This window comes from Burkholderia sp. WSM2232, from assembly GCF_000472545.1.
Lineage (GTDB): Bacteria > Pseudomonadota > Gammaproteobacteria > Burkholderiales > Burkholderiaceae > Paraburkholderia.
Genome location: NZ_AWZV01000036.1, coordinates 38,841 through 55,271 on the forward strand (window position 1 = coordinate 38,841; position 16,431 = coordinate 55,271).

Below are 16,431 nucleotides of genomic sequence, written 5' to 3' on the forward strand. Positions count from 1 at the left end.
GGAAAACCCCTGGGCGGACCACAAGGTGGCGGTTTAGGGCACAATATCGGCTGACGTGGCGAGGCCGCGCAGACGCTTCGCGGGATGAGCAAATGGACCAACGGACAAGAACAGAAAAGATTTTCGAAAAGGTGCAGGCTGCCAAGCTGGTCAAGCTTTCGGAGCTTTCCAGCGAGTTTGGCGTTTCCATGCCAACCATTCGAAAAGACATCGATGAGTTACAGAAGCTTGGACGCGTGGAACGCGTTCACGGGAACGTCCGCCTGGTTACGTCTCAGTCCAATTCAGCCCGGCCTCTTGTCGATCGTGCCAACGTTCTCCCAACGAGTCCCGAGAAGGCAATGATCGGCCGGATGGCCGCGACGCTTATCCAGAACGGCGACTCCCTGATCCTGGATTGCGGTGCGACAACGACGGAACTCGCAAAGAACCTGCTTGACCGGCAGAACCTGCGGATCGTGACGAACGCGCTGAACATCGCGATCATCCTCGGCGCTGAGCCAACCAACCGGATCATGCTGACAGGTGGAGAGTTCAAGCCGGAGACGATCGCAGTTTCGGGAGAAAAGGCGTCGGCGTTTTTCCAGGGAATGTTCGTCGACAAGCTGTTCCTCGCTGCCGGTGGCGTCTCGAAAGAGTCGGGTATCTCCTACCCCGACTTCATCGACCTGCATGTGAAACGGGCGATGATCGATGCGGCGAAAACGGTCTACCTTCTCGCCGACTCCAGGAAGTTCGGAAAACGTGAGTTCGCGGCATTTGGTGCGATGGACAGGATTGACTACCTGGTCACCGACGAAGGCTTGGGCGAGGATTTCGCGAAGTGGCTCGCCGGCAACGGCACGCAGATCATCTACGCCGAAGGCAAGCCCAATCAGTTTGCGGGCTAATGCAGGCACAACGAGGGCTAGCATGCTTATTTGCGTTACCTCGCTCTGATCGCAGGTTTGCGTCCGCTGTCCATGACCGCGTCTGGATGAAGGTGTGTCGTCCCGATATCGATCCGCAAGCGGGGGCTAGCCGAACTCGTCGCCGGCACGGGCGTCACGATCAATGCGGTGCTGCCCGGCCCGACGGAGCCCGAGATCTTTTCGAACTGGATGAAGGCGACCGCACAGGCCACTGACGAACTTGCGAACATGGTCGCATATGCCTGGCCGGAACAGGCGTCGGCCGCGACCAATCGCCTTCTTGCCCCGGACCGTCATACGAGAGAAGCCCTGCGGCATAACAGGCGTGCCTGGCCACGTGGATAGGGTCGTGCAACCGTCATGCGAGGCTTCCGCTACCGGAAGTAACAGTTCAACGCGGAGCCGGATCGCGATCATCAGCAGTCACACGCGCCCAATTTCGAATCGTTTGCGCTGCCTCTGGCCTGTAACAACCTGCCTTCTTTCTACGCCGCGCACATGGCCGGCGTTTGCGTTCGACACGTCGTCCGAATGAGACTTCCGGCAACGGAGATCGCCCGTCCAGGCCGCGAGATTTCGTGTGAAAATCCATCGGACACTACTTGTACGCGAAGAACTGGAACATTCGATGGATCGGTTAGAAGCGATGTCTTTCCTGATACTGGCGGTGGAGCACGGCAGTCTGTCCGCAGCCGCCAGATCGTCGCGCGTGCCGCTTGCGACGCTCAGCCGCAAAATTTCGGACCTTGAGGCACTGATCGGCAGCCGCTTGCTTGTCCGTAGCACGCGAAAGCTGACATTGACGGATGCTGGGATCGCATATCTGGAGGCGGCCCGCCGCATTCTCGATCAGGTGGAAGAAGCAGAGCGACAGGCAAGCGGCGAGTTCACGGCTCCCAAAGGCGAACTGGTCATCACAGCTCCGCTCATGTTTGGGCGTCTTCACGTATTGCCGATCGTGGCGGACTTTCTCGCCACCTTTCCAGCTATCACGGTCAAGTTAGTGCTGATCGACCGGAACGTCGACCTGGTCGGCGATCACGTCGACGTGGCAATTCGCATTGGGCGGCTACCCGACAGTTCAATGTTTGCGACGCCGATCGGCGTCATGCGCATGGTGACGGCTGCCAGCCCTCGATTCCTCAAGAGCCACGGCACTCCGAAACGACCAGAAGATCTCTCCGCTATCCCGTGTGTGACCGTGGACACCCCCCAGCCCTTTCCAGCGTGGAGGCTAAAATCCGGCACCCGGACCGCGACCGTGGATGTGCCGATTCTTGCGAGACTAGTCGTTTCGACAGCCTCCGCTGCATCAGAGGCCGCAGTCAGAGGCGTTGGCGTGACCCAGTTGCTGCACTATCAGGTGTTCGATGCCGTCGAGGCAAGCGATCTCCAACTGATCCTCGAAGAGTTCGAGCCTGACGCAGCACCCGTTCACCTCTTACACGCTTCGCGCGGTCACATGCCATTGAAGTTGCGACGCTTTCTCGACTTTGCAACGCCGCTTTTTCGCGAGCGACTCGCGCATATTGCAGCCGCCAGGCCCGCCGTCGGGCCCGACGGCTCGGGTCTTGCCGGCGCTTCGTAGCGCTACAAGCCTTCCGCTCAACGGAAGGCTGGTTCTTTCTTTTGCCGGGTTATCGAAGTGCACCGGTCAGGCGATGATTGGCCTCACCGCACCGCCGCTCGTCAGCATCAAAAGCGGGACGGTGCATTCACACATTCCCGAGGCAAATACCATGGCATCCATCAGCTACCGCACCGCCAACGTTGACGGCTTTGAAGTGTTCTATCGTGAGGCAGGCCAACCTTCCCTGCCGGGTCTGTTGCTCTTGCACGGCTTTCCGAGTTCGAGCCACATGTATCGCGATTTGATTCCGATGCTTTCCGGGCACTTTCACGTCGTGGCACCCGATCTGCCGGGGTTTGGGCTGTCGGCGCAACCGTCGCGTGCGCAGTTCGCCTATACCTTTGACAACCTCGCCAAGGTAATGGATCGCTTTACAGAAGTCATCGGCATGGCACGCTATGCGCTGTATGTCTTCGACTACGGTGCGCCGACGGGCTTTCGCTTGGCCATGGCCCATCCCGAACGCGTGACGGCAATCGTCTCGCAAAACGGAAATGCGTACGAAGAGGGTCTGTCCGAGGGCTGGAATTCCATTCAGCGCTATTGGAGAGAACCAAGTAATGCCAACCGTCAGGCATTGCGTGAACTGCTGACGCCCGCGTCGATCCGTTGGCAATACGAGCACGGCGTCAGTGACCCGGCACAGATTTCGCCGGACGGCTACGGCCTCGACGCTTTCTATCTCGGCCGCCCCGAACGTGACGAGATCCAACTCGACCTCTTCGGGGACTATGCGAGCAATGTCGCTCTTTATCCGGCATTCCAGAAGTATTTCCGCGAGCATCAGCCGCCGCTAATGGCCATCTGGGGCAAGAACGATCCGTTCTTCCTCCCGCCAGGCGCAGAGGCCTACAAGCGTGACCTGCCGAACGCACGAGTACGTTTTCTCGACACCGGGCACTTCGCGCTTGAGACGCACGCGCGGGAAATCGCGGATGCCGTTGTTGATTTTATAAAAGCCGTTTGAGTCGACGCGGACCGAGTGCATATCGGCGGGACGTCGTCGCTCGCCAGCGCCTCGCGCAATCCGGCACGAGGCTCGTATGGCAACGACTTCGGACATGTGCCGCCCGCGCGCAGCAGCGGCGTCTGCGCTATAAGCGCCGGCGCGATCAGGCGGGGCGACCTGATGTACCAGCCAGCGCGCAGTCGTCCCAGCCCGCTCAATGGCGCTGCGATGATTTTTGCCTCGGCGCTGTGCGAGGTGGAAGCAAGCTAACCGGCCAGTGCGGCGAGCGGTCATGTGCCCGCTCGCGCACTCGGTAGCCGCGTTGCGTCGAGTGGACTGGAGCATGTCGGCTAGTCATTTCTGCAATGACGGCAACGCTCTGGACTCGACGTCGTGTGGCCGGTAACTTGACGTCAAGCGCGCACAACCTGGTCTCGTTGTTTCCATGAGACGAGACAGGGCTACTCTTTTCTTTAAGGAGTGCAAATTCGATGGCAACTGACAAAACTGCACTGATCATTGGTGCATCCCGCGGACTCGGCCTGGCACTTGCATCGGAGTTCAGTGGACGCCGGTACGACGTTATCGCCACGTCGCGAGGATCGTCTCCACAGCTGGCAGAACTGGAAGCGCAATGTCCGGGAAGAGTGACCACCGAGACCGTAGATGTAGTGGACCTGAAATCGGTAAGGGCCCTGTACGAGCGCCTCGATGGTCGCAAGCTCGATGTGTTGTTTGTCAACGCCGGCGTTTGCAAGGCAAACGAACTCACACCGCTGCAGGTGGACGAAAGCGACTATCTGGACATGATGCTCACCAATGCGCTCAGTCCAATGAGGATCGTCGAAATGTTCCACAACCTGGTCGCGGAGAACGGTGTAATTGCTGTGATGTCATCCGAGATCGGAAGCATTGAAAACTCCACTGGATTCTGGGAACTATACAGTTCGAGCAAGGCAGCCTTGAACATGTTAATGAAAGCCTTCTCGCAGCGTCACCCTCGAGACAAGCGCGCCCTCCTTCTTGTTGCGCCGGGCTGGGTTCGAACGGACATGGGCGGCAGCAATGCGACGCTGGATGTTTCGGAAAGTATTCCGCTGGTGGTGGACATGATCGAGGCGAACTTCGGGGTTCCGGGTCTGCGCTTCACGGATCGCTACAACAAGTCCATACCCTGGTGAGCTGCGCTGCTTCACGGTCAAATGAACGTTCCTTCATCTCTGCTGATCGTTTCCGCGGAATGTGCAAATTGCACAGACCGCTCGTGAACACCAGTCTCATTGACCGTGTTCCGACGCGATAGACTTCGGGCTTGAAACATCTCAGCCACGACAAGGACTTTGCGGTCCTTCAAGGAGAAGCAGCGCCATGGACCGGATGGCAGCAATGGAAACGTACGTCTGCGTCGTTGAGGCAGGCTCGTTCTCGGCAGCCGCAAAGCGGCTCAAACTCGGCCAGCCGGCCGTATCAAAGTCGATCGCGCAACTCGAGGACCGACTGGGCGTGCGGCTGCTTTTTCGATCGACACGCGGCCTGACACCCACCGATGCGGGTCAGCGCTTCTACGAGCACGCAAGGCGTGCTATCGAAGAAGTGGATCTTGCTGAACAGGTGGTGCGCGACGCGTCCACCGGACTGTCGGGCGTGCTGCGCATCGGCGCCGCGGTGACCTTTGCGCGGCTGCACATCCTGCCTGCGCTCAAGAGCTTTCTGGACGCCCACCCCAATCTTCAGATCGATATCGTGCTGGACGATCGCACCATCGACCTGCTTGAAAAAGGCGTGGACGTTGCGTTGCGCATGGGTTCGCTCGACGATTCGACTATGACCGCTCGTCGCATTGCGCGGGGCCGCAGGCTGGTCGTCGGCACACCCGGCTACTTCGCGGAAGCAGGCGTGCCGAAATCGCCCGCGGATTTGAGTCAGCACCAGGCCGTGGTTTATTCGTTGCGCGGCGGGGGCGAATCGTGGGCGTTCAGCCAGAATGGCAAGGAAGTAGCAGTGGTCGTGTCCGGTCGCGTCAGTGTCAGCGCCGCCGAGGGCATTCGCACAACGGTGCTCGGGGGCATGGGCCTCGCGATCGCGTCGGAATGGATGTTTTCTCCGGAACTTGCCGATGGTACTGTCAAGGCGGTGCTGACCGACTGGGAATTGCCCCCCATCGACCTTTGGGCGGTCTTCCCTGCCGGACGCCTGGTGAGTGCGAAGGCACGCGCCTTCGTTACCTTCGTGGAGGAAGTACTGGGCGTCACATCTGCCGGCAAGGAAGGCACATCGTCAGAACCCGAGCTTGCCGATTGACGCACCACCGTCTATGTACAGCGTCTGACCGGTCATGAAGGCGGCTACATCAGAAACCAGAAACGCGATTGTCCCGGCAATTTCGTCGGGCTTGCCGAGGCGGCCCATGGGGACTGCCGACAGATAGCGCCGCTCGCCCTCGCTTCCAGGTGGGTTGTTCGCGCGGAACAGCTCGGTCTCGGTCGGACCAGGCGCGACGGCGTTCACCGTTATACCCGTGCCGGCCAGCTCTAGCGCCCAGGAACGCGCGAAACTTACGAGTGCTGCTTTTGCCGCTGCGTAGGCGGTGCGCTGCGTCATGCCTAGAATCGTCAGACTGGAAATGTTCACGACGCGTCCCCAGGCGCGTTCGCGCATGCCCGGAAGCAACGCCTGCACGGTCTGGACGGCAGGATGAAGATTCAGCGCGAGAACGTCGTCGAGATCGTTTATTGCGACTTCACCCAGTCGCTGCGGTCGGACCAGCGCAACGTTGTTGACTACACCATCGAATGCGTGACGTCGCACGAGGTCCTCGAGCGCCGCACCGGTTGCGGCACGGTCGGCCAGATCCACGCGGACCAGTTCGCCCGGAAAATCGCTTGCTTCGCGTGCGAGGCCGACCACGTGGTGGCCAGCGGCAATCAGCTGTCTGGTCAACGCGAGCCCGATGCCCTTGGTCGCGCCGGTTACGAGAAACGTACGTTGTGTCATCAAATTTCCTTTACGAACCGCATGGAAGCAAAAAGCCGTGCCGGACTCTCCGGCGCGGCGTAGTGATTGCCTAGCGTCGAGCGCTCAGGCTCAGGCGCTGGCCGTCGCCTTTTCCAGCACTGGAAACATGTCTGAGGGGTCAGGACGACGTGTGTAATCCGGGTTGACCTCCGAATACAGCACGATTCCATCCTGTCCGATGACGTAGCGCGCCGGCATCGGCAAGGTCCAGCCAGGGTCGTTGTTGAACGTCGGCAGATCGTTCTTCAGGCTCTTGTACAACTCGACCAGATAGTCGGGCAGTGCAAAGCGCAGTCCGAAGTCCGCAGCGGTCCGGCCGTTCACATCGCTCAGCACCGGGAAGCCCAGTTCGTTGGTGCGCACTGATTTTCGGCTATTGACCGGCGTTTGCGGCGAGAGTGCCACGACATTTGCGCCATAGGCCTGGATCTCCGGCAGCACTTCGTTGATCGCCTGCAATTCGATATTGCAGTAAGGACACCAGACGCCGCGATAGAACGTCACGACGAGCGGGCCCTTCCCCAGCAACGCAGCGGAGGACACGTCGTTGCCGTCCTGATCTTTCAGGTTGAAATGCGGCGCGCGGTCCCCCGCCTTGATTGCGCGTGCCGCCTGTCCGCTTGCTATCAGTTCTGCCGTGGCACGTTCCATCACCGGATGAATCTCCGACGGTGCGTTGAACGGCGGTTTGCCCGCCTTGAAGTCGGCCCGGAATGCGTCGAGTTTGTCTTGCAGTGACATGATTTGTTCTCCTTGGGAGAAATAGTGAATTCGAGGAACTGCTGGCCGCGGATTCAGGCTGCGTTCTGCGCGGCTGCAATGCGCGCCACTCCCGCCGCAGTGATGCCTTCGAGCGCGAGGCCATAGCCGATGCCTTCGTCGATCACGCGACGCAGACGCTGTGTCAGTCCGATGCGCGTGTATTTGGCGGTGAGCGGCGGCTGCTTTGCGATCGTCGCGGCAATTGCGTGCGCGCGCTCCAGCAACTGATGCGCAGGCACGATTTCCTTGACCCCGCCCAGCGATTTCGCTTCTGCTGCATCGAGCTTTTGCTGCGTGAGCACGAGGTTGCTTAAGCAGCAACCGGCCTGGTCCACTCGTTACCGGCCATGAAGCTGTCGAGTTCGGTGTGGACGATGTGATTGGTGTAGTTGCTCATCACCTTCGTCGCTACGCCCAGAATCACTTCGAGGACGTTCTGACGGGTGTAACCGGCGGCGAGAAACACGTCGACATCGGCGTCCGGGACAAAGCCACGCTCACGCACCACAAGCGTGGTGAAGCGATGCAGCGCTTCGAGCTTTGCATCGGGCAGCCGCGTGCCGGCGCGCAGCGCGGCAATCACGCCTGGGTCCATCTTGATCATTTTTGCCAGCGTGCTGTGACCGGCCATGCAGTAGTGGCAGTTGTTCTCGAAGTTCGAGGTCAGGTAGACGACCTGCTGTTCATGCGGCGTCAGCGTGCTCTTCGCGAACAGGTCCCACAGCGCCGAATAACCGGCGAGCAGCGCGGGCGACTCCGCCATATGTGCCTGAAGGTTAGGAACGAAGCCAAACGCGCGCTTCGTGTCTTCGAGGCCGGCCTTCGAAGCGGCAGGGGCGTTATCGATCGTGTAGGTTTGGAAGTTGCTCATCGTTTTTGTCCTGTTGGTTGACGGTGAGCAAATGATGAAGGTCAGCGCCTGTTCGAAGAAGGCAGGCTCCGTCGATAACAGTCATTCCTGGGAGGCATAAAGGCGTGGGTATGCGGTTCGGGAGCGCGCGGGCATGAGCCGTGTGGATGGTTCGGTTGGGCTCGCAAGGGTCCTCTAATCTGGTCAGCCGGCGGACAGACGCCGCGAACCGCCATATATCCACGCTTCGGGACGGACGAAAGTCGACGGAATTGATGAGCAATCGTTCGAAGCGACGACCTTGCTTCGTTTGCAAGCGCGGTGGAGTCGTCAACTTACGCAACCGCACGATGTGTGAGATCGGCCGGTTTTTGCAGGGCTTTTTCGCGAAGTGAGGAACCTGAATGCCCAGCTACCGGATAGCCGGCGCATCCGGGTGTTGCTGGGCGCCCCGCCGATTGACTGGTCGGCCAAATCGAGTCGTGACGACTACATCAACCCGATTAGCAAACTAGACCGCGATGCATGTGCCGTGGAAATCATTCAACGTGAAGTCCTTGCAAAGCGCCGACGCGCGCTAGCGATCTACGGGGGCATGCACTTCTTGCGGCGCAACCCGGTGCCGCCAAGTGACGTTCGCCGACCCGTTAGAGATACTCTTTGGCATTGGCGCCGGTCCGCTGTCCCGCGAATAGGAGACATTCGCATGGTCTATGACCGAGGGCGGCGCAACTGGATTTTTGAGACCTGTTATATCCCACGCTTGGGCCGCCGACGCCCTTAGATGATCTGGCGAACCAAGAATAGGACCGACTCAATTACACCGTGATCTCGGCATTGCCGCCTGTCACTAGCGCGATTTTCTCTTGCAGGCGGCTCGTCCTTCAATTTGCCCAATGAGCGTGCAGGTTGCGCCGATGAGCGTGCACCGCGGACCGGTATCCCGATGAAGGCATGCGCAGATGGTTGCCGCCGTGCGGCGTGAGCTCAGCGTGTCATGAGCACGTCGCACGGCGCGTCGTCCAACGCGACGTCGAGGGTTTCTAGAAAGCGCGCGGTCATCATGTAGAAGCCTGTAAGCAGCGTAACGTCGGCTAGCGCGCCTTCGGAGAAATACTCTCCTGCCCGCTCGAATGTTTGCGTCGACACGCGGACGTCCCGGACGCATTCGTCGACGAACGCCAGCAACGCTCGCGCAGTATCGTCCAGTGCGTCGCCAGGTCCGAGCTCGATTGCATGGATTTCTTCGTCGGACCAACCCGCCTGGCGTGCCGGCGGCAGATGCTGCATGCGCTCATAGGCGCTACCGCTCAATGCAGCCACACGCAGAATCACAAGTTCGTAATGCCTGGGCTCGAGATGCGTGGTTCGCATGGCGAAGCCCATATCCAGGTAGCTCCGTACGCAGCCACCGGTGCGCAACAGCGCTCGCGTGAGATTCGACGGGAAGCGCGCATATTGAGCACGGTCGTCGTCACCTAACGCAGAGACATCGGGTAGAACAATTCGGTTCATGGTTCGGCCATCTGTGCAGGAATTCGGATGCTGCGGCTCGCGTGGGCACATTGTCACCTGGCGAACGAGTGTCAGACGTAGACTTCGAGTTCGATTTCTGAAGCCACCACATCGTCGCGCTGTATCGTGGCGCAGAAAACGTAGCGTGAGAGCAGCTTCGATGCAGACGTGCAACGCACATGGAACGTGACGCTCTCGGACGCCGACATCAGACGCAATGCATCAATGTCCAGGCGCGCCACGGTGAAGCGCACTTCTTCATCTCGCATGTAGTGCAGAAGTCGGCCGGCGACGCGAGAGACCGCCTCGCAATAAAGCGACGCGGGCCACGAAGGATACTCGAGGAAGTGACCGGCGAACCGGCCGTCCGGCGTCGGACGGCTATGCGCGATTAACACGTCGTCATTCGGCATTCCGAAATCCAGTTCGATGGGTTCGCGGTAGGGCGAGTCGCTAGAAATCGAAGAGGGTGACGCGTGGTAATGGCGAAACGTGCGCGCAAAGACAGGCGCGGGCAACGCCTGGTACTCGCAATGGAAATGTGCGAGGTACTGGCCACGCGCAACCGTTGAATGCGCAACCAGTGACTTTCTATCCTGGAACAACACTTCCGACCGCGCGTGAAATTCACCCTGCGGGTCGTCCGGCGATGCATTGCGGACCACCTTCAGACGACCTTTTGTTCCCAGATAGTAGGTGGGCGTTGACGTCTCATCGAGTACGGCGGCGCACGAGCCGAGCGTCGCGAGGTGGCGGATGAGTTCCCCAGCGCAGACCGGTCCCAGCTCATAACCTGTTTGATGCTCGGCCCGAAATGTTCCGTGGACTCCGCGCGTGTCGTGGTCGTGAAGATCGAGGAACGCAAAGTACGGTGGATGGAGCGAGATCCGTCGGCAGATTTCCGGCAAAGCAAGTTGCGGCATATCTTAGATCCATTCGAATACGTGAATTGGGGCGTCAATTCGTCAGCGCGCACGCAGTTTAACGTTTGCGTGGGAAGCCGGTCAATTGTCTGATGAAATAGCCGCAACAGCTATTCGGTCGCCGCTCGACGCCGACATGCGATCGGCATAAAGCGACCCGCTAGGGCCCTTCGGCTCGCCGCAAAGCAGACGTTTGCGGGCTACAGGAAAGAGCAATCAAACTAATCAGTGGACACCGCTCGGAAGTTCCCGATTTGTGCATCAGGCTAACGCAAGAGTTCGAACGCGAATCCGTTGTTGAAGCATTCTGCCGGGGCGTCGAGCGTTACGAACTGTCGCACTTAGGCTCGAAAACGGTCAGTGAGAGTTTGTGACGTGTCGAGACCGCTCGGGTTAGGGAGCACGCGCTGCCGACTGGCTGCTCCCGGGCAGCAAAATCCAAGCGACCGCTTACAAGCGATGGGTTCGAAAAGCCGATTGACGCAGCGCGACCGATATGTTGAAAAAGTCGCTGGCCGTCTTTGTCGCGAGGTTTCCGGCGGTCTTCTTACCCTGGCCGGGCGTGCGTCGGCGGTTTGTAGCCGGATCTGAGAGGTCGCTTTTCGTGCAGGAAAACTGAAAAAGCCACGCAGCGACTTTTTCAACAGTATCGACTCTTGGCGGTCCTTGGAAAAACGAAGGAGCGGCCGCTCACCCACGGCGTTCTCGGCAGGACAGTGCTTTTTTAGTGCGAACATACGGTGACGGCGTGTACAAAGGCGTCCTGTTCAATCGGATTTTGAAAAAAGGCCTCAAGACTAGTCTACTCATCGTCGGCGTCTGTCCCAACGCACTGAAAAACATGTGGATTTCGGCAGGCGACAGTGCCGGATCGCACGGTCTGAAGTTGGCGGTGGCGGACGGGCGAATGGCCTCCCCGGGATTGTCCACCTTTAGTCAACGCGCCTGCACGGCGGGGGCCGCGGCGCCCCTCTCCTTGATCGTCTCGCAGCGCGCCATCAGTCGTGCGGGCATGATCTCTTCTAACTTCAGCCGGCCAAATTCCGATGGGAGATTCCGCTTGTACACCGATTTGCGCATCGCTCGTGTGGAGTCGGCAAGAGCAGTGTCTACAAAGTATCTCTCCGCCCACTTACCGAACGTTAGTGCCTCGATCGCCTCGACCCGTTTCTCGACTTTCGCACGTGAAGGACTTTCTCCCCGTTGGATTGCTCCGTAGGCTCGATCGCGTAGAAGCCGAGCTTCCGGCGGGCTAATAGCCATTCCAAATCCTAGCTCGTCTCGCTTGCGTGGCTTCGTGCGGAAAAGACGGATCGTACCGACCGATAACCAAGGTTTCCCGGCGACCATTCACCCGGTAGTCGTACCGGAAGCTCACCGCGCCTGACGGCGTCACTGCGGCGTATAGCCCGCGCTGATAGGCAACCTTGTAGATCTTATTGGCCGGCTTCAGCGCTCGCAACTGCATGTCTGTGAGCATAGGGACTCCTCGAACGTGTACCGTCAGCCGATACCGTCACTGGTTTGACGGTATCGGCCAAGGCCGTCCGAGGGGGAAACGTCTGTACCGTCAACGATACCGACATTTCCAGCAGGCATTGCCCGGATCACAGCCGAGCACACCGGACAATAACATGGTGTTTTCAAACGGAAAAACATGTAAACCGGACTCCCGGAACGACTTGGGAACAGTCTCAATCACTCCCACTCAATCGTCGCCGGCGGCTTCCCCGAAATGTCGTACACCACCCGGTTGATCCCTCGCACCTCATTGATGATCCGGTTCGACACATGCCCCAGCAGCTCATGCGGCAGATGCGCCCAGTGCGCGGTCATGAAGTCGAGCGTCTGCACCGCGCGCAACGCGACCACGTACTCATAAGTACGCCCGTCGCCCATTACACCGACGCTCTTCACCGGCAGAAACACCGCGAACGCCTGGCTCGTCAGGTCGTACCAGGACTTGCCGGTTTCCTTGTCGATGAACGTGCGCAGCGTTTCGATGAAAATCGCGTCCGCGCGACGCAGCAAGTCTGCGAAATCGCGCTTCACTTCGCCGAGAATCCGCACGCCCAGACCCGGACCCGGGAACGGATGGCGATACACCATGGCCGGCGGCAAGCCAAGCTTCACGCCCAGTTCGCGCACTTCGTCCTTGAACAGTTCGCGCAGCGGCTCCAGCAGCTTCAGATTCAGCGTCTCCGGCAGACCGCCCACGTTGTGGTGGCTCTTGATAGTCTGCGTCGCCTTCTTGCCCTTGCCGGCCGACTCGATCACGTCCGGGTAGATCGTGCCTTGCGCGAGCCACTTTGCGTCGGTCAGCTTGCCGGCTTCTGTCTGGAACACTTCGACGAATTCAGCGCCGATGATCTTGCGCTTGGCTTCCGGGTCGGTCACGCCTTCCAGCTTGCGCAGAAATACGTCGCTCGCATCGACGTGAATGACCTTCACGCCCAGGTGATCCGCGAAAGTAGCCATGACCTGCTCAGCTTCGTTCAGGCGCAGCAGACCATGATCGACGAATACGCACGTGAGCTGATCGCCAATCGCGCGATGCAGCAGCGCCGCCGCGACCGAAGAGTCCACGCCGCCCGACAAGCCGAGAATCACATGCTCGTTGCCGACCTGCTCGCGAATCTTCGCGACCGCCTCGTCGATGTAATGGCCCATTTCCCAGTCGGCCTTCGCGCCGCAAATTTGCAGGACGAAACGCTCGAGCATCGCGCGGCCTTGCACCGTGTGCGTGACTTCAGGGTGCCATTGCAGGCCGTAGAAACGGCGCGCCTCGTCGGCCATCGCGGCGATCGGGCACGATTCCGTGGATGCCATCAGCGCGAAGCCCGGCGGCATTTCCAGCACCTTGTCGCCGTGGCTCATCCACACCTTCAGCATGCCGTGGCCTTCCGGCGTCGTGAAGTCGCTGATGCCTTCGAGCAGACTTGTGTGGTTGCGCGCGCGCACTTCGGCGTAACCGAACTCGCGCAAATGGCCGATGTCGACCTTGCCGCCGAGTTGTTCGGCCATCGCCTGCATGCCGTAGCAGATGCCGAGCACCGGCACGCCAAGCTCGAAGACCACCTGCGGGACGCGCGGCGTGTCGGTTTCGGTGACCGAGCTCGGGCCGCCGGACAGGATCACGCCCTTCGGCGCGAAGTCGCGGATAAACGAGGCATCGACGTCATACGGATGGATTTCCGAATACACGTTGGCTTCGCGAACGCGACGTGCAATCAGTTGGGTGACTTGCGAACCGAAGTCGAGAATCAGGATCTTGTCGTGCATGGCAGCGGACGGTATGAAAAGTGAGCGGATACGGAATGCCGCGCATACAGCGCGGCGTTGAATTCAAAGCGGTCCACGCGGCAACGAATGGCCGGGGCTTGCAGTGGTGAAACGCGGCTGCGACTTACGAAGCCGGACTCTGCCAGCCCTTCGTTCGCGACGCCTCGCACCACCACCGTGGCGGCCCGAGTGCGCCGGGCGCACGCGGACTGCGGTTGCTTCAGCAGACGAGTGGCGCGCCGCGGCTCAACCATGAAACGGAGGCCGGGGCGCATGCGGCGAGTCGGCGGCGGCGTCGCGTGCGTCGTCGCGTGCGGCAGCGGCTTCTGCCCGTGCCGCTCGCTCCGACGGGCTCAGCGCTTCGCCCGTGCTTGCATGCAATGGCGCCGAGGTCGCGGGGTTGACCGGCCGTGCTTGCGACGCCGTGGGCACCGCATGCGCGGCCGGAGCAGCCGTTGCGGGCGGCACGACAGGCTTGCCAGCCGAATCGACGACGGGAGCGGCAGCAGGAGCGACAGCGGGAGCAACCGGCGGCACGATTGCCGGTTCCGTTACCGGATCGGCGCGATACACCGGAAACCCCGCCGTAGCCGGTACGACCGGCTCTCGACGGTTCGCCTCGCGGTTTGCCGCGTTCTTCTCGGCGTCTTTGGCAGCCTGCCGGTCGGCGCGCTCAGCCGCGGCGGCTTCAGCCACGCGCAGCTTCTCACGCCGCCGCACCGCGCCCGACAAACGCACGCCGCCCAGCCCCAGTACCAGTAGCACGACCCCGGTAAGCACCGCGACGATCTGCCCAAAGCCGGTCAGCGCCGGCGTGTGCAGCCCGAGCAGCCACACCAGCATCAGCACGCCGGTCAGCCAGTTCACGTGGCCGACCGCTCTTGCCACCGGCGAGGTCAGCGCGCCGTCGATTGCAGCATGCAGCGCAAGCCACGCCAGCCCGAGGAGCGCAACGCCAAACGCCTGGCCGGCCAGAGCCGGCTGCGTTTGCACCAGCTGCAGCGCGTCGTACAACGAAGTCCATGGGGTCAGCAGGAACAGCACGCCGAAGGCGAGCAGCAACAACGCATCGACGACGAGTACAGCGCGCAGCAATGGCTTCATTGGCGTTTAGTCCACGTGGTAGTTGGGCGCTTCCTTGGTGATCTGAACGTCGTGCACGTGCGACTCGCGCAAGCCCGCGCCGGTGATCTGCACGAATTCCGCCTTCTCGTTCATTTCGGCGATCGTGCGGCAGCCGCAGTAGCCCATGCTCGCGCGCACACCGCCGATCAGCTGGAACAGGATCGCGTTGACCGAGCCCTTGTAGGCCACACGCCCTTCGATACCTTCCGGCACCAGCTTGTCGATATTCGCCGAATTGTCCTGGAAGTAGCGGTCCGCCGCGCCGTCCTTCATCGCGCCGACCGAGCCCATGCCACGGTAGGACTTGTACTGGCGGCCCTGATACAGGAACACGTCGCCCGGCGCTTCCTCGGTGCCGGCAAACATGCTGCCCATCATCACGGCATTCGCGCCTGCGGCGAGCGCCTTGCTGACGTCACCCGAGAAACGCACGCCGCCGTCGGCGATGACCGGCACGCCGGTTCCGCGCAACGCCTCCGACACGTTCGCGATGGCGGTAACCTGCGGCACGCCGACACCGGCAACGATACGCGTTGTGCAGATCGAGCCCGGGCCGATGCCGACCTTCACGCCGTCTGCGCCGTATTCGACGAGCGCCTTAGCCGCCGCCGCGGTGGCGATGTTGCCGCCGATCACCTCGACATGCGGGAAGTTCTGCTTGACCCAGCGCACGCGTTCGAGCACGCCCTTGCTGTGGCCGTGCGCGGTGTCGACCACGATCACGTCCACGCCCGCCTGCACGAGCAGCTCCACGCGCTCTTCGTTGTCTGCGCCGACGCCCACTGCCGCGCCCGCGCGCAGCTTGCCATGCTCGTCTTTACAGGCGTCCGGGTGCTCGGTCTGCTTGGTGATGTCTTTCACCGTCATCAGGCCGCGCAGCTCGAATGCGTCGTTGATGACCAGCACGCGCTCGAGGCGGTGGCTGTGCATGAGCGCCTTCGCCTCGGCGAGCGAGGTGCCTTCTTTCACCGTCACGAGACGCTCGCGCGGCGTCATGATGTTGCGCACCGGCTCGTCCAGACGCTCTTCGAAGCGCAGGTCGCGGTTGGTCACGATACCGATCAGCTGCGTGCCTTCCACCACCGGAAAGCCGGAAATGCCATGCTGGTGCGACAGCGCGATCACGTCGCGCACCTTCATTTGCGGCGGCACCGTGATGGGGTCGCGCACCACGCCGGACTCGAAACGCTTGACCTTGGCAACTTCACGCGCCTGCTCGGCAGCCGTGAGGTTCTTGTGGATGATGCCGACGCCGCCCATTTGCGCCATTGCAATGGCGAGGCGGGCTTCGGTGACGGTGTCCATGGCGGCGGACACGAGCGGCATATTCAGGGAGATGTTGCGGGTCAGCCGGGTCTTGAGGCTGGTGTCGCGCGGCAAAACATCGGAGAAGGCCGGGACGAGAAGCACGTCATCGAACGTGAGTGCTGTTTGGATCAGACGCATGGCAAATCCTATAGGCGCAAAAG

General features: G+C 60.9%; 15 protein-coding genes and 1 pseudogene. 6 read left to right on the forward strand and 10 right to left on the reverse strand.

The genetic code is table 11. The features are described from left to right. Window positions 1-92: 92 nt before the first annotated feature. The 6 genes from F757_RS0126365 (at window position 93) to F757_RS0126395 (ending at window position 5,791) form a co-directional block, all read left to right on the forward strand. Complete coding sequence (locus tag F757_RS0126365) at window positions 93-890, forward strand: DeoR/GlpR family DNA-binding transcription regulator (RefSeq protein ID WP_027214000.1); 798 nt, start codon at window positions 93-95, stop codon at window positions 888-890. Between the two features lie 601 nt (window positions 891-1,491). Next, on the forward strand, window positions 1,492-2,499 hold the full coding sequence (locus tag F757_RS34135) for a LysR family transcriptional regulator (protein WP_332258138.1): 1,008 nt from the start codon (window positions 1,492-1,494) through the stop codon (window positions 2,497-2,499). A gap of 151 nt (window positions 2,500-2,650) precedes the next feature. Further along, complete coding sequence (locus F757_RS0126380) at window positions 2,651-3,508, forward strand: alpha/beta fold hydrolase (RefSeq protein WP_027214002.1); 858 nt, start codon at window positions 2,651-2,653, stop codon at window positions 3,506-3,508. A 15-nt stretch (window positions 3,509-3,523) separates the two neighbouring features. Continuing rightward, window positions 3,524-3,760, forward strand: a complete 237-nt coding sequence (locus F757_RS37075; protein WP_051376870.1) for a DUF3331 domain-containing protein — start codon at window positions 3,524-3,526, stop codon at window positions 3,758-3,760. A 221-nt stretch (window positions 3,761-3,981) separates the two neighbouring features. Next, window positions 3,982-4,671 (forward strand): SDR family NAD(P)-dependent oxidoreductase, encoded by a 690-nt coding sequence (locus F757_RS0126390; protein WP_027214003.1) that lies wholly within the window; start codon window positions 3,982-3,984, stop codon window positions 4,669-4,671. Window positions 4,672-4,858: 187 nt separating this feature from the next. After that, window positions 4,859-5,791 (forward strand): LysR family transcriptional regulator, encoded by a 933-nt coding sequence (locus F757_RS0126395; protein ID WP_027214004.1) that lies wholly within the window; start codon window positions 4,859-4,861, stop codon window positions 5,789-5,791. Here F757_RS0126395 and F757_RS0126400 read toward each other — a convergent pair. From F757_RS0126400 to guaB, 10 genes and pseudogenes are all read right to left on the reverse strand, one after another. Beyond that, on the reverse strand, window positions 5,768-6,484 hold the full coding sequence (locus tag F757_RS0126400) for an SDR family oxidoreductase (protein ID WP_027214005.1): 717 nt from the start codon (window positions 6,482-6,484) through the stop codon (window positions 5,768-5,770). The two genes, F757_RS0126395 and F757_RS0126400, sit on opposite strands and share 24 nt — an antisense overlap. 90 nt (window positions 6,485-6,574) lie before the next feature. After that, window positions 6,575-7,246, reverse strand: a complete 672-nt coding sequence (locus F757_RS0126405; protein ID WP_027214006.1) for a peroxiredoxin-like family protein — start codon at window positions 7,244-7,246, stop codon at window positions 6,575-6,577. A 53-nt stretch (window positions 7,247-7,299) separates the two neighbouring features. Beyond that, entirely contained in the window at window positions 7,300-7,569 is a 270-nt protein-coding gene (locus F757_RS0126410) for an enoyl-CoA hydratase/isomerase family protein (RefSeq protein ID WP_198021442.1), read from the reverse strand. Window positions 7,570-7,577: 8 nt separating this feature from the next. Beyond that, on the reverse strand, window positions 7,578-8,138 hold the full coding sequence (locus F757_RS0126415; RefSeq protein ID WP_027214008.1) for a carboxymuconolactone decarboxylase family protein: 561 nt from the start codon (window positions 8,136-8,138) through the stop codon (window positions 7,578-7,580). Window positions 8,139-9,104: 966 nt separating this feature from the next. After that, window positions 9,105-9,632: a carboxymuconolactone decarboxylase family protein gene (locus tag F757_RS0126420; RefSeq protein WP_027214009.1), complete on the reverse strand. Its 528-nt coding sequence runs from the start codon at window positions 9,630-9,632 to the stop codon at window positions 9,105-9,107. Between the two features lie 71 nt (window positions 9,633-9,703). Further along, the gene (locus tag F757_RS0126425; RefSeq protein ID WP_027214010.1) at window positions 9,704-10,555 is read right to left on the reverse strand and encodes a hypothetical protein; all 852 of its coding nucleotides are present in this window, start codon (window positions 10,553-10,555) and stop codon (window positions 9,704-9,706) included. 774 nt (window positions 10,556-11,329) lie between these two features. Next, window positions 11,330-12,035 (reverse strand): annotated as a pseudogene (locus tag F757_RS34145) (tyrosine-type recombinase/integrase); the annotation flags it as partial. A 218-nt stretch (window positions 12,036-12,253) separates the two neighbouring features. Continuing rightward, window positions 12,254-13,837: a glutamine-hydrolyzing GMP synthase gene (gene guaA, locus F757_RS0126435; protein ID WP_027214012.1), complete on the reverse strand. Its 1,584-nt coding sequence runs from the start codon at window positions 13,835-13,837 to the stop codon at window positions 12,254-12,256. A 246-nt stretch (window positions 13,838-14,083) separates the two neighbouring features. Then, a complete protein-coding gene (locus F757_RS0126440; RefSeq protein ID WP_027214013.1) occupies window positions 14,084-14,941 on the reverse strand; it encodes a hypothetical protein in 858 nt (285 codons plus the stop codon). 6 nt (window positions 14,942-14,947) lie between these two features. Beyond that, a complete protein-coding gene (guaB, locus tag F757_RS0126445) occupies window positions 14,948-16,408 on the reverse strand; it encodes an IMP dehydrogenase (RefSeq protein WP_027214014.1) in 1,461 nt (486 codons plus the stop codon). Window positions 16,409-16,431 lie beyond the last annotated feature (23 nt).